Raw genomic sequence first — 13,303 nt, forward strand, 5'->3', positions numbered from 1 at the left:
CCGGACGAGAGCGCTGCGGGCCGTAGGCGCAAGGTTATCGTTATTCCAACGTCGAACCTTGAGCCGTCAACTTGCCTGCATTTCAAACGGGGTGTGACCCTCGCCACCACCTTGCCAACCCGGCCGACGGACGAGGGTTATCGCGGTTCCCGCGGGTTCGAATCCCGCCACCCCGACTGCTTGTCTGAAGGAGGACACGCCCATGAAGCTGGTGAAGCACGTCTCGCCGAAGGTCACGCCGCAGAGCGCCCCGGTTCTGGGCAAGCCGACGGTCCCGAACTCGGCCGGCGGGTACGCGTTCGCCGTGGACGACTGGACGCGGCTCGACCGGTTCCTCGTCCTCGGCAGCGAGGGCGGCAGCTACTACGCCACGGAGCGCGAGCTGACCGTCGAGAACGCCGCGGCCGTGGTCGCGTGCGCGAAGGCGGACGCGGCCGAGGCCGTGCGGCGGGTCGTCGCCGTGTCGGACGGCGGCCGGGCGGCGAAGAACGACTACGCCGTGTTCGCGCTCGCGCTCGTCGCGGCGAACGCCGACGCGGCCGGGAAGAAGGCCGCCTACGCCGCCGTGCCGGCGGTCTGCCGGACGGGCACGCACCTGTTCCAGTTCGCGGCCGCGTCGGACGCGCTGCGGGGCTGGGGCCGCGGGCTGCGGCAGGCCGTCGCCGACTGGTACGGGAACAAGCCGGTCCGCGACCTCGCGTACCAGGTGACCAAGTACCAACAGCGGGACGGCTGGAGCCACCGCGACCTGCTCCGGCTGGCGCACCCGAAGACGGCCGAGGAGGACCGCAACGCCGTGTTCGCGTGGGCCGTCGGCAAGAAGGAGACGGTCGATGAGGTGACGCCGACGGCCGCCCTCGCGCCGATCTACGCGCTGGAGGCGGCGAAGCGGGCGACGACGGAGGACGAGGTCGTCTGGTTGATCCGCGACTTCCGACTGGTCCGCGAGGCGATCCCGACGCAATTCTTAACCTCGCCGAAGGTGTGGGAGGCGCTGCTCGCGGAGATGCCGCTGACGGCGATGCTGCGGAACCTGGCGACGATGACCCGCGTGGGCCTGCTGACGCACGGGTCGGCCGCCGCGGAGAAGGTGATCGCCGAGCTGACGGACGAGGCCCGGCTGAAGAAGGCCCGTGTCCACCCGTTGAACGTCCTCGTCGCGCTCAAGACCTACGAGGCCGGCCAGTCGGCCCGCGGCAGCGGGACGTGGACGCCGGAGAAGTCGGTCGTGGACGCGCTCGACCGGGCGTTCTACTTGGCGTTCCGGGCCGTCGAGCCGACGAACAAGCGGTGGCTGCTCGCGCTGGACGTGTCCGGCTCGATGGGCTGCGGCACGGTCTGTGGCGCGCCGGGCGTCACGCCCCGCGTGGCAGCGGCGGCGATGGCGCTCGTCACCGCCGCGACGGAGGCGGACGCGACGTTCCTCGGGTTCAGCCATCAGTTGGTGGACGTGCCGATCCGCGCTAGGATGCGGCTGGACGCGGCGGTGCGCGCGACCGAGGCGATCTCGATGGGCGGCACGGACTGCGCCCTGCCGATGCTGTACGCGAAGGAGCGGAAGCTGCCGGTGGACGTGTTCGCGGTCTACACCGATTCGGAAACGTGGTTCGGGGCCGTCCACCCGTTCCAGGCGCTGAAGCAGTACCGCGACGCGACCGGCATCCCGGCGAAGCTGATCGTGGTCGGCATGGTGGCGAACCAGTTCAGCATCGCCGACCCGTCGGACGCGGGGATGCTGGACGTGATCGGAATGGACACCACCGTTCCGCAGTTGATGACGGACTTCGCGCGAAGTTAACTCCTGGGACCGCGGGCGTCCCGCCCGCCCACCTTCCCGGTCGCGGGGACCCGTCTTCGGCGGCTGGAGCCGTGGCGGGCGGGACGCCCGCGGTCCAGGGGGGCAGCCGCCCACTCGCCTCTACCATTTCCGTTCGCACTTTCTCCGTCCTTTCTCCTCCACTCCCAGCTATTCTGAAAATTTCCCCCGAAATCGCGCGACGCGCGACCCGGCCGGCGGGCAGCAGTACGGCGAGGAGACGCGATGGCCAGCCCCCCGGCCCCCGGCAACCTGCGCGCGATGCTCGTCGCCCTCGACGGCGACCGGCCGGACGCCGAGCTGCTCGCCCGGTTCCACGCCGACCGCGACCACGCCGCGTTCGCCGACCTCGTCCGGCGGCACGGGCCGATGGTCCTCGGCGTCTGCCGCCGCGTCCTCGGCCGGTCGGCCGACGCCGACGACGCGTTCCAGGCCGCGTTCGTCGTCCTCGCCCGCAAGGCGGCCGCGATCCGCCGGCCGGAACTGCTCGGCCACTGGTTGTACGGCGTGGCCGTCCGCGTCGCCCGGCGGGCGCGGCGGACGGCCGCCCGCCGCCGGAACCGCGAGGTCCTCATGGCCACGCCGCCGGACGTGTCTGTTCGCGACCACGAACCCCAACCGGAGTTGGCCGGGATTCTCGACGCGGAACTGGCCCGCCTGCCGGAGTGGTACCGGGTGCCGGTCGTGCTGTGCGACCTGCAAGGGCTGACCCGCGCGGCCGCGGCGGCACGGCTGGGCGTCGCCGAGGGGACGCTCTCCAGCCGCCTCGCCGCGGGGCGGAAGAAGCTGGCCGCGCGGCTGGCTCGCCGCGGCGTCACGCTCGCCGCCCTGACCGCGTTCCTGACCGACCACACGCGGGCCGACGTGCCCGAGTCTTTATTGAGCGCGACGTTGGAATCGGCCGTCGCCGCCGTGGTCGGCGGCTCGGTCCCCGCCGCCGTCGCGCACCTGGCCGCCGAAGGAGCCTTCCCGATGCGAATGATGTTGTTGCTCGCCGCGACCCTGACGCTGGCCGCCGCCGGCCTCGCCCTGACCGCTACCCCGGCCGACGAGAAGAAGCCCGCGAAGGCGGAGGCGAAGAAGGACGAGCCGAAGGCGGAAAAGGAGGCCGCGGTTCGGACGGAGTACGCGAAGCCGAAGATGGTCGCGTACTACGACCTGTCGTCCGCCCCGGCGTCGGTCCGGTGGGGGGCGGACGCGAAGCGGCCGTACCTGTTCGTCGAAGTGGCCGGGCAAGCGGTCGGCACGAAGGCCGTGGGCGTGATCCGGCCGGACGACGAGCAGATGGTCACGCAGTACGAGTTGCCGCCCGGCCACCGGCTGATCGACGTTTTCTCCGGCGCACCGACGTTCGTATCCGCCCGCGTCGAGACCGGGGGCATCAACGCCCTCCGCGAGCTACGGTACTTCACGTCCGACCACCCGCTCGACAAGGTCCGGGACAACGCGGCCACGGTCGTGAAGGACGGGACCACCCGGTACGTCGGGAACACGTTCTCCCGCCCCGGCAACTGGCTCGACCCGACCGCGCCGGGGACCGTCGGCCCGGTGGCGCTCGACATCGCGACGGGGACCGAGTTCAAGTTGACGGCCGACGCGAAGGGGCTGTGGAACACCTACTCCGAGTGGAGCGACGCCGATCAGGACACACACACCGGGTTGCGGCGGCTCAACCCGATCACCGGCGAGGTCGAGAAGCAGCTGTCGCTGGTCCCCACATTCTTGTACGGGCTTGCGTTCGACCAGAACGCGCGGGTGGCTGTCGCGATCCGACGGGCGAAGACGAAGGATAAGATCTGGGCGAGCGGCGTGACAGCGTGGGACCTGGCGGCCGGCAAGGTCGCGTGGACGGCCGACCCGCCGAAGGACATGGGACCGATGGGCGCGGCCGTGTCGGGCGACGGGCGGGTCGTCGCGGTTTCCTACCGGATGAAGGATTGGCAGACGCTCCGGCAACTCGTCATTCGGCCGGGCGACGACGGGAGGCGCGGCGGCTCGTTCGGCGGCCTGCCGGGGGGCAGGGGCGCGAAGTTGTCCGACGAAGACGTGAAGAAGGCCCTGGACGCACTGCCGGCTGCCGTCATCCACCTGCACGACGCGGCGACCGGAAAGGTGGTCAAGGAGATCGCGCTCAAGAAGGAAGAAGAGGTGTCACAAATGGCGTTCTCGCCGGACGGGGCGTTGCTGTTGACGCAAGGGAGTCACGTCGGTGGCGCGGGTCAGGCCCAAATCTTCGACGCCGCGACCGGCAAGCGGGTCCACCAGTGGTGGGGCGACGGGCTGTTCGCGTTCCGCCCGGCGGTAGCGGGGCAGCCGCCGCTGTTGGCCGTGGCGGAGACGGTCTTCAAGAGCGGTCGCCCCGCGGCCAGCGACTCGCCGGAGAACCGCGGCCGCCTCGGTCTGTGGCGGATCGACGCGGTCGAAGCGAAGAAGTGACGGCCCGGCCGTACGAAGGCGAGCCGAGCGGCGTAAGCCGCCGGGTGAGCGCCCCTCACCCGGCGGCTTACGTCGCTCGGCTCGCCACGGATTGGCGTGACTTCGCGGCTAGTTGTTCCGCCGCATCGGGGCGGTGAACAGCTTCGCCGTGTCGAACTTCTCGCCGAGCATCTCCTTCCACTGCTTCCGCTGCGCCGGGGCGAGCGCCTCCTCGGCCTTGTCCATCGCCTCGTCGCGGAGGGCCGTCATCTTCTTCTGGTTCTCCGGGTTGAACCCGCCGAACCCGCCGCCCCCGCCCCCGCCGCTGAACAACTCGCGGATGTCCTTGTTCAGCTCCTCGTTGATGCCCTTGATCTTTTCCCTCTGCTCGTCGGTCAGCTTCAGCTCCTTGACGATCTTCTCGTTGGAGAGCGCCCCCAGGCCCATCATCTGCCGCTCGATCTGGCCGATCCGCTTGGTCTGGTCCGGGGTCAGGTCCTTCAGGAGGGCCATGCGGGCCTCGATGGCCTTGATCTGGCCCTTCAGCCGCGCGATCTGGTCCTCGTCGTCGGTGCCCAGCCCGCGGAGCTTTTCCATCTCGGCCCGCTGCTCCTCCTGGAACTTGGCAAACTTCTCCCGCATGTCGTCGGGGATTTTCAGCTCGTCCTGGAGGGCCTTGTTCGTGAGAAGGACGGCCTTGAGGTTGGCCCCGCCGCCCCCGCCGCCGCCGAACCCGAACCCGCCGAACCCGCCGCCGCCCGGCGGCCGTTGGGGCTGCTGGGCCAGGGCCGATGTCGCCGCGACGGCCACCAGGGCCGCCGCAAGAACGCCGCGTGTGATGGTACGCATGTCAGTCACCCCGGAGGTCGCGCGCGGGTGACGCCCGCACGCCTACGGGCATCCTAACCACACCCGTTCCCGGCCGACAAGGACGACATGATGAGAATTGGATGATGAGGCGAGCGTCACGGCCGCGTCTCGTAGACGGCCGCCTGGCCGACGTTCTCTTCGACCTCGACCCGCACGACCTCCGGCGCGAAGCCCCGCGCCCGCAGGTCGGCGATCAGTCGTTGCGCGATCCACTTCGCGAGCAACTCGGCCGTCGTGTTCTCGATCGGCAGCAAGATGCAGTCCTCGCGGGGGAAGACCCACTCCTTGTCCCGGAACGTGACGCGGACCCGGTGGTCGTTCGCGTCAACCGGCAAGAGCGGGTTCTTCGTGGCGAGCAGCATGTGGTGGTCGAGTTCCGCGGATATGGCCGCGGTGCGGTCGCGGAGGGCGATGAAGTCGAAGACGTAGTGGTTCTCGTCGAGCGGCCCGCCGACCTCGACGGCGACGCGGTAGTTGTGGCCGTGCAGCCGCTCCCCCTGGTCGCGGTTGTACGTGATGAAATGCCCGCAGCTAAAGATGAACGAGTCCTTCGTCACGCGGACGTGGTAGCGGTCGGTGGGCATGGCTTAGCCAGTGGATTCGATGATGACCTACACAGCCTCGCCTCACAGCCAGTCGGGGGCGGCCCACGGGAACGGGTCGCCCGGCTTCACCTTATCGTCCCGTAGCGCGACGAACAAGCACGCCGTCACGAGGTCGGCCGCCGTGCCGGGGTTCAGCCGGTTGCCGTCGGACCGCAGGTGGCGGTCCAGCGCGACGCCGGCGGCGCGGCCGGCCGGCGTGTCGAGGCCGAGCGCGACGACGTGCCTCGCGCGGGACTGCACGTCCTCCCCAATGGCCGGGCCGCACTTGCGGACGATGAGCGAGTCCGGGTACGCGGCCAGCCACGCGAACTGGCACGTGATGACGGCCGCCTCGATGCTGCCGTGCTTCGCGAGCGCGTCCAGGAACGCTGGCACGCCAAGTTCAAACACGTCCGCGTAGCCGTTCGCGTACTGTCGGGCGATCAGGTCGCGGTCGGCGGCCAGCTTCATCGCTTCCAACAGGGGCACGGTCGGCTCGGCCTTCACGTCCTGCTCGGCGGAGTCGCCGAGGCCGCCGGGGTTCGCGGCCCGGATCGCGGCGTACACGTCCTTCGTGGCCGCGAGGTCGAGCTTCGCCAGGAAGCGGGGGATCGCATAGTGGTTCTCGTCGCAGTAGAGCAGCGGCAGGAGCAGCAGGAGGATGCCGAGGTTCGTGTTCTGCCCGCAGACGCGACAGGTTTCCGTCACGGCTTCGAGCAGCACGCGGCCGAACGGCCAGCCGTACATGGCCCGGTCGAGCGGCTTCGCGACGGCGGCGGCGCTCAGCGCGAAGTCGAGGTACGTCGTGCCGGCGAAGTCGGCGAACCGGTGAACGTTCCCGACCTTGCGGGCCGTCGCCTCCCACAGGCACGCGGTCTGGACGTGGAGCTGCACGTCCCGCGGCTCGGCGTGTTGGTGGACGAGCTTGCGCTTCGTTGGCATCTGATCCCCATCGGCCTCATAGTAGTAGGCACACTCCGTGTGCCGTCGCGTTCATGCGCCCAGGGAGTTCGTCCGAGTCGCTGCGACCGACAACAGACGGCACACGGAGTGTGCCTACTACTCTGTCACCGCCCGCACGACCACCTTCGCGATGTCGAGGCCGCACGTCGGGGCGAGCGTCTTCCAGCCGGGCACGGCGTTCACTTCGATCACCAGCCACTCGCGGCGGTCGTTCAGGATCAGGTCCACGCCGGCGACGACGGCCCCGGTCGCCGCGGCCGCGTTCACCGCCAGCTCCGCCTCCTCGCGGGACAGCTCGTGCCGCGCGGCCGTGCCGCCCTGGGCCACGTTCGTCCGCCAGTCGCCGCGGTTCGTCCGCTTCATCGCCGCGATCACCTTCCCGTTCAGCACGAACGCCCGCACGTCCCAGCCGGGGTGGCGGACGAACTGCTGCACGTACATGACGCCGCGGGTCTGCTCGATGGCGTGGAACGTCCGCCACGCGAGTTCCCGGTCCGACACGCGGACCATGCCGCGGCCCTCCGCGCCGAACAGCGGCTTCACCACCACGTCGCCGCCGAGCGAATCGAACGCGGCGAGGGCGTCGTCGGCCGACTGACACACCGTTGTCAGTGGTACGGGCAGCCCGGCGGCGGCGAGGCGGACGTTCGTGAGGTACTTGTCTACGCACGTCTCGATGGCCCGCGGCGGGTTCAGCACCGGCCGGCCACTCGCCTGGAATGCGTGCATCACGTCCATGCGGAAGACGACCTGCTCCAACGACCCGGCCGGCATGGTGCGGATGACTGCGGCGTCGAAGTCGGTCAGCGGCGGGCCGTCCGTCGCGGCCACGCGGCGGAAGTCCACGGCCGCGGCGGCGTGGCCGAGGTCGCGGGCGGCGCGGATCAGGTCCTGGACGTGCCACCCGTCGCCGCGGGAGAGGATCGCGAGGCGCAACTTCACCCTCCAAAGAACGACTTCACCAACAATCCCGCATCCACCCGGCCGAACCGGAACGCGCGGCCGGTCCTAAGGTTCACGAACGTCACCTCGGCCGGGGAGAACAGTAGCGGGTCGATGTCGTAAAAGTTGCCGTACCGGGCGTACAGTTCCGCGAACGGCGCGCCGTGGTCCTTCGACGCCGTGGACGGGACCTTCGGGCCGATGGCGGCGAGCTGCTCGTCGTCGGCCCGGACCCACAGCGTCACCCGGCCGCCGTACAGGATCGCGTCGTTCGGCCGGCCGATCGCATTCAGGTCGTCCTTCGCCACCGGCGGTAGCGGGGCCACGCCGAACCCGCTGACGACGTACCGCACGTCGAACTTCAGCTCGTGCAGTTTGTGCAGGGCCGTCTCGACGCTGCGGGCCACCACCTGCACCGCTCCGGCGACGCTCGCGGCCGGCGCGGTCAGGAGGGTCAGCTTTTTAACACTCGTCGGCAGTTTCTGCATGATCGCGGCGACTGCGTCCTCCGTGGGGTGATTGTTTGCTTCCAGAATGCCAACGGCGCACGGCGGTTCTTCCTTGTAGTTGATGTCTGTGAAGATCGCCTCCCGCGCCGACGCCGCCCGCATCGGGCCGGACCCCATCGCGAAATACTTCCCGGCCTTCACCTGCCACCCGGCGTACTGCGACGCGAGGCACGCCTTGACCGCGTGGTCGGTCGTCACCTGCACGGCCGGGCCGGGCAGTTCCGCGAACGGCGACGGCACGAGCGACACGTCGGCGAGGTCCGCGAGGCAGGCGCGGGCCATCCGCACGCCGGCGGCGAGGCTGCCGTCGGCCCCGCCGCCGCAGTCCAGCATCCGCGTGCCGGCGACGTGGGTGACGGCGATTCGCAACTGCTCCGCGTCCGCGGCCATCGCGTCGGCGACGGCCCAGGCCCGCTCGTTCAGGGTTCGCATGACCGGCTCCGGTTGGGGCATCCCTCCATGATGTATCAATTCAAAATGCGAAATGAAAAATGCAAAACGGCGGCTCGGCCCGTATAACAACAGTTCGACCTTCGTTCCCTCTTTTGCGATCCTCATGGCCGTCACGAAAAGCCTCCCGCTCGCCACCGCCGCCACCGCCACGCCGAAGGGCAGCTACGCCTTCATCAGCCTCGGCTGCCCGAAGAACACCGTCGATTCCGAACGGATGCTCGGCAAGCTCGCGCAGGACGGGTACGCCTTCCAGGCCGACACCGAGGGGGCCGATGTCGTCGTCGTGAACACGTGCGGGTTCATCGAGCCGGCCCGCCAGGAGTCGCTCGGCGTCATCCGCGAGATGCTCGAACTCAAGAAGCAAGGCCGCGTCGGGTCCGTCGTCGTCGCCGGCTGCCTCGCGGAGCGGCACAAGGACTTGCTCCTCGAAACTGTCCCGGAAGTGGATCAGATCGTCGGCGTGTTCGGCCGTGAAGACATCGCACAGGTCGTCGATCGCGCCGTGCAGCACCGCGAGGAACAGCGGTCGCTGTTCCGCCCGGCCCCGGTGCGGGCGCTCGAGGACACGGCCCGGTTGCGGATCACGCCGCGGCACTTCGCGTACATGAAGGTCAGCGAGGGGTGCGACCGCCTCTGCACGTACTGCGCGATCCCGAAGATGCGGGGCAAGCACGTCACGAAGGCGATGGAGGAAGTCGTCCGCGAGGCGAACGAACTCGCCGCCGACGGCGTGCGGGAACTCATCATCGTCGCGCAGGACACGACGTACTACGGCCTCGACCTGTACGGCCGCACGCGGCTCACCGAGTTGCTCCAACAACTCGACCAGGTCAAGGGTATCGAGTGGATTCGCCTCCTGTACGCCTACCCGGAACACATGGGCGACGACCTGCTCCATGCCATCGCCGGCGCGAAGAAAATCATCCCGTACATCGACATGCCGCTCCAGCACATCAACGACCGCGTGCTGCGGCGGATGATCCGCCGCGTGGACCGGGCGGCGACGGAGAAGCTGCTCGCCCGGATGCGGAAGGCGATCCCGAACCTGGCGATCCGCACCACGTTCATCGTCGGGTTCCCCGGCGAGACGGACGCGGAGTACGAGGAACTGAAATCGTTCGTCGCGGACCAGCGGTTCGAGCGGCTCGGCGTGTTCCCGTACTCGCTCGAACCGGGCACGCCGGCGGAGAAGCTCGACGGCCACGTCCCCGAGGACGTGAAGCAGGCCCGCGTCGCCGGGATCATGGAACTGCAACAGCGGATCGCGTTCGACTTCTCCGCAAAGCAGGTCGGCAAGGAACTGCCGGTGATCGTGGACGGGCCGGACCCGGAGTTCGCGAATCACGTCCGCGGCCGGACGACGGCAGACAGCCCGGACATCGACTGCGAGGTCCGGGTGAAGGCGAAGAACCTCCGGCCCGGCGACTTCGTGACGGTGAAGGTGACGAGCGCCGACGGGTACGACCTCGTCGGCCGGGCCGTCGGCCAGCCGTGGTGACGGAACGCGCCGCATACCCGACCCGCGAAGTCGAGATTTTTTGCGGAATCTACTTGAACTTCGGACCATCACCCAATTACACTTTCGACTGACTCGCGCTCCCCTGCGATTTGACAATCAAACCTTCTCTCGCAAAGGCCACCCCGGTGGCCCTACGGTTTTTTTGTCCTTTTCCCAATCGCGCAGGGGTCGCACCCAGGGAACAGGTACTGTCCTGTTTCTCATTTCGGTGTTCATTCGACGAGGTTTTATCATGCGCACGCGTCTTTCGCGGAGTGAGGCCCCCGCACGTCCGGGCTTCACGCTCATCGAACTGCTGGTGGTGATCGCGATCATCGCGATCCTGATCGGGCTGCTGCTGCCCGCCGTGCAGAAGGTCCGGGAGGCGGCCGCCCGCACGACCTGCACGAACAACATGAAGCAGCTCGGGCTGGCGGCCCACAACTACCACAGCGCCCAGAACACGTTCCCGGCCGGGATCGTCGGCCCGCCGAACCCGCTCGTCAGCGTCGGCGGGGACGCGGCCGGGCACGGGTCGCTGTTGGGGAACATCGTCGTGATGCTCCCGTACATGGAGCAGGACAACATCTGGCGGATGGTGGACCCGGCCCTCACGACCCCCTACGGCCGGATGGACGACGCGAAGAACACGAACCCGGCGATGCCGTACTGGTTCGACAACCCGTACCCGCCGACGGCCATCTACACGGCCGGGAAGGCGGCGCAACTGAAGACGTTCCGCTGCCCGTCCGACCCGAAGGGGGAGCCGGACAACAACGCGTTCGGGACCGGGGTGACCGGCGGGTTCGTGATCGGCGGCCTGCTGGTCCGGAACCTGACCACCACGGTCGTCACGTCCGGGTTCTACTACGACGACTACGCGTCGGTGGAGGCCCTCATGCCGCTGGGCATCTCGAACTACATCGGGTGCGCCGGCCTCGGCCGGGGGAACCACCCGACGTACGCGAAGTACGAGGGCATCTTCGTGAACCGGAACCCGAAGAGCGTGGTCAACATCATCGACGGCAGCAGCAACACGATCCTGTACTCGGAGGTCAGCGGCCGCTGCCACGCGAACGCCGCGTTCGCCGGCCGGGACAACGTGTTCACGCACAGCATCGTCGGGGCCGGGACGATCTCGACCGGGTACGGGACGAAGAACGGGAAGGACGCGTTCGTGTACCAGATGAGCAGCTACCACACCGGCGTCGTCATGGTCACGATGGGCGACGGGGCGGTGAAGGCGATCCGGGCCGGCATCCCGGTCGGGGCTACGACCGACACGTCGTGGCTCGTCCTCCAGGCCCTCGGCGGGGCCAACGACGGCCAGACGGCCGACCTGTCGCTGGCCCTCATCAACTAACCCCGGACGCCCGGCCGCCCCGCGCGGGGCGGCCGACCGAACCCCATTCATCAGAGGTGTACGCATGCTTCGCAAGTTGACCGTCCTGCTCGGATTCGCGGCCGCCCTCGGCGTGTGCGTCGGCTGCGGCGGGAGCAGTTCGCCCGCCGTGAAGAACGCGCCGATCTCGACCAAGGACGGATCGGACAAGAAGGGCCACAAGACGAAGTCGATGGAAGCGTCCATCGAGGACCCGGCCGCCAAGTAGTGATCCGAGACGGTGGACCCGTTTCCCGGGGGCCGACGCGAGGCACTCGCGTCGGCCCCGTCATTTCCGGCCGCGATTTTCCGCCCCGGTTCGCCGCCACGGCCCGCCGCCGGCTGCCGGGGGAAAAACTTCCGAAATCGGTGGCGCGATCCCAGGCGCGAATCCGCATATTGCGGTGTAGCTCGGGGACCACGCGAAGATTTGGAACCTCCATTTCTACACAAGCGCGAGTCAACGATTGTGCGCGGGTCCCCGGGCTACACCCTTACATCATCGTGATTACACGCCCGAAAGGTGATCGGCATTGACGTGATCCCGCGCCCCCGCACGGCCTCGCAGCCGCCGCGACCGGGGCGTATCAGAGTTTGCTCGCGCACGTTCGTCATCAGACAACTCGAATCGTACCCCTCGTCCCGATTGCGTTGTCGATCCCTCCCGTTCCCTCCGCGCGAGTCCGCCGGAAACAGGGCGTCCCCCTGTTCCGCATTTTTCCGTTTCATCCGTCCGAGGTTCGTCATGACTCGCGTTCCATCCCCGCCCCCGCCCGGCCGCCGGCCGGCGTTCACGCTGATCGAGCTGCTCGTCGTCATCGCCATCATCGCCATCCTCATTGGCCTGTTGCTCCCGGCCGTGCAGAAGGTCCGCGAGGCCGCGGCGCGGACCACGTGCGCCAACAACCTGAAGCAGATCGGCCTGGCCGTCCACAACTTCGAAAGTACGGAAGGGAAGCTGCCGACCGGGTACGACAACCGCGGGGCCGGGACGTTCGTGTACCTGCTGCCGCACCTGGAGCAGGACGCGATCTTCCGGAGCTTCGACCTGAAGAACGGGTCGTGGTGGGGCAGCAACCTGGCGTGGAACCTCGCCGGGTACGGCGTCCCGCCGCCGACCCCGCAGACGCGGTACGGGGCCGAGACCGACCTGAAGGCGTTCACGTGCCCGGCGAACGTGTCGCCCCAGGAGGCGCGGAACGTCGGCGTGCTCGCCGTGCTCGGCATCCGCGGCCGGCACTTCCCGGCCGGCGGAACCTGGGCCGGGGTGTCCACCGCGCCGCCGGCGGTCAACCTGGACACCTTCTACTTCGACATCGGCAGCACGCCGGACGCCGTCACCCGGACGGGGAAGACGCACTACCTGTTCAACGTCGGGTACGTGGCCAGCTTCGAGGAGTACCTCGGGCCGTTCCGCTACCTCCGCGGGCTGAGCATCGTCGGCGTCATGGACGGGACGAGCAACACCGTCGGCGTGCTGGAAACGTCCGGCGGGTACGTCGATTACGGGACCGGCGTGCCGCAGAACGGGTGGGGCCACTCGCCGTGGGCCCACGCCCCGTCGATCAGCAACTTCGGCATGTGCCCGGACCGGGCGAACGCGGTCAACTGCGACTTCAGCGCGCAGGGCCGGGGGTTGGGGGTCGGGTTGCCCGGCAGCCAGCACACGACCAACCGGGTGAACACGATGTTCATGGACGGGTCCGTCCGCTCGCTGAACCCGGCGATGGACTTCCTCACCTACGTGTTCATCTGCGGGGCGCAGGACGGCCGCGTCGTCACGTTCGACTGACCCGGAGCTTCCGGGCGGAGTATCGGGTACTCCGTACCCCGCTTGACCTATTGCCCTCCCTCCCCGATCCGAGGACCGCG

Annotated in this window: 11 protein-coding genes; 6 read left to right on the forward strand and 5 right to left on the reverse strand. The window is 68.9% G+C overall.

Annotated features, from left to right (window positions below; all coding sequences use genetic code 11):
- The first annotated feature begins 202 nt into the window (after positions 1-202).
- Positions 203-1,798, forward strand: coding sequence for a TROVE domain-containing protein (locus AC5JJ2_RS06090; protein ID WP_495857074.1), 1,596 nt, complete (start codon positions 203-205; stop codon positions 1,796-1,798).
- 243 nt (positions 1,799-2,041) lie between these two features.
- A complete protein-coding gene (locus AC5JJ2_RS06095) occupies positions 2,042-4,252 on the forward strand; it encodes a sigma-70 family RNA polymerase sigma factor (protein WP_495857075.1) in 2,211 nt (736 codons plus the stop codon).
- A 108-nt stretch (positions 4,253-4,360) separates the two neighbouring features.
- Here the strand turns inward: AC5JJ2_RS06095 and AC5JJ2_RS06100 are convergent, their stop codons facing one another.
- The 5 genes from AC5JJ2_RS06100 to mch form a co-directional block, all read right to left on the reverse strand.
- Positions 4,361-5,080, reverse strand: a complete 720-nt coding sequence (locus tag AC5JJ2_RS06100) for a hypothetical protein (protein ID WP_495857076.1) — start codon at positions 5,078-5,080, stop codon at positions 4,361-4,363.
- A 116-nt stretch (positions 5,081-5,196) separates the two neighbouring features.
- Positions 5,197-5,685 (reverse strand): 6-pyruvoyl trahydropterin synthase family protein, encoded by a 489-nt coding sequence (locus AC5JJ2_RS06105; protein ID WP_495857077.1) that lies wholly within the window; start codon positions 5,683-5,685, stop codon positions 5,197-5,199.
- 42 nt (positions 5,686-5,727) lie between these two features.
- Positions 5,728-6,627, reverse strand: coding sequence for a triphosphoribosyl-dephospho-CoA synthase (locus AC5JJ2_RS06110; protein ID WP_495857078.1), 900 nt, complete (start codon positions 6,625-6,627; stop codon positions 5,728-5,730).
- A 117-nt stretch (positions 6,628-6,744) separates the two neighbouring features.
- Positions 6,745-7,590 (reverse strand): ATP-grasp domain-containing protein, encoded by an 846-nt coding sequence (locus AC5JJ2_RS06115; RefSeq protein ID WP_495857079.1) that lies wholly within the window; start codon positions 7,588-7,590, stop codon positions 6,745-6,747.
- The gene (gene mch, locus AC5JJ2_RS06120) at positions 7,587-8,531 is read right to left on the reverse strand and encodes a methenyltetrahydromethanopterin cyclohydrolase (protein WP_495857080.1); all 945 of its coding nucleotides are present in this window, start codon (positions 8,529-8,531) and stop codon (positions 7,587-7,589) included. The genes AC5JJ2_RS06115 and mch overlap by 4 nt, the downstream gene beginning before the upstream one ends.
- Positions 8,532-8,655: 124 nt before the next feature.
- Between mch and rimO the strand changes: the two genes are divergently transcribed.
- From rimO to AC5JJ2_RS06140, 4 genes are all read left to right on the forward strand, one after another.
- A complete protein-coding gene (gene rimO, locus AC5JJ2_RS06125; protein ID WP_495857081.1) occupies positions 8,656-10,050 on the forward strand; it encodes a 30S ribosomal protein S12 methylthiotransferase RimO in 1,395 nt (464 codons plus the stop codon).
- Positions 10,051-10,303: 253 nt separating this feature from the next.
- Positions 10,304-11,413 (forward strand): DUF1559 domain-containing protein, encoded by a 1,110-nt coding sequence (locus AC5JJ2_RS06130; RefSeq protein WP_495857082.1) that lies wholly within the window; start codon positions 10,304-10,306, stop codon positions 11,411-11,413.
- A gap of 64 nt (positions 11,414-11,477) precedes the next feature.
- Entirely contained in the window at positions 11,478-11,660 is a 183-nt protein-coding gene (locus AC5JJ2_RS06135; RefSeq protein WP_495857083.1) for a hypothetical protein, read from the forward strand.
- A 516-nt stretch (positions 11,661-12,176) separates the two neighbouring features.
- Complete coding sequence (locus AC5JJ2_RS06140; RefSeq protein ID WP_495857084.1) at positions 12,177-13,223, forward strand: DUF1559 family PulG-like putative transporter; 1,047 nt, start codon at positions 12,177-12,179, stop codon at positions 13,221-13,223.
- The last annotated feature ends 80 nt before the right edge of the window (positions 13,224-13,303 follow it).

It is taken from the genome of Limnoglobus sp. (assembly GCF_059499385.1).

What these genes read in the sequence shown, in the direction of transcription:
- AC5JJ2_RS06090 (WP_495857074.1), top strand. Translation starts at nt 203, where the DNA reads ATGAAGCTGGTGAAGCACGTCTCGCCGAAGGTCACGCCGCAGAGCGCC.
- AC5JJ2_RS06095 (WP_495857075.1), top strand. Translation starts at nt 2,042, where the DNA reads ATGGCCAGCCCCCCGGCCCCCGGCAACCTGCGCGCGATGCTCGTCGCC.
- AC5JJ2_RS06100 (WP_495857076.1), bottom strand. Translation starts at nt 5,080, where the DNA reads ATGCGTACCATCACACGCGGCGTTCTTGCGGCGGCCCTGGTGGCCGTC.
- AC5JJ2_RS06105 (WP_495857077.1), bottom strand. Translation starts at nt 5,685, where the DNA reads ATGCCCACCGACCGCTACCACGTCCGCGTGACGAAGGACTCGTTCATC.
- AC5JJ2_RS06110 (WP_495857078.1), bottom strand. Translation starts at nt 6,627, where the DNA reads ATGCCAACGAAGCGCAAGCTCGTCCACCAACACGCCGAGCCGCGGGAC.
- mch (WP_495857080.1), bottom strand. Translation starts at nt 8,531, where the DNA reads ATGCGAACCCTGAACGAGCGGGCCTGGGCCGTCGCCGACGCGATGGCC.
- rimO (WP_495857081.1), top strand. Translation starts at nt 8,656, where the DNA reads ATGGCCGTCACGAAAAGCCTCCCGCTCGCCACCGCCGCCACCGCCACG.
- AC5JJ2_RS06130 (WP_495857082.1), top strand. Translation starts at nt 10,304, where the DNA reads ATGCGCACGCGTCTTTCGCGGAGTGAGGCCCCCGCACGTCCGGGCTTC.
- AC5JJ2_RS06135 (WP_495857083.1), top strand. Translation starts at nt 11,478, where the DNA reads ATGCTTCGCAAGTTGACCGTCCTGCTCGGATTCGCGGCCGCCCTCGGC.
- AC5JJ2_RS06140 (WP_495857084.1), top strand. Translation starts at nt 12,177, where the DNA reads ATGACTCGCGTTCCATCCCCGCCCCCGCCCGGCCGCCGGCCGGCGTTC.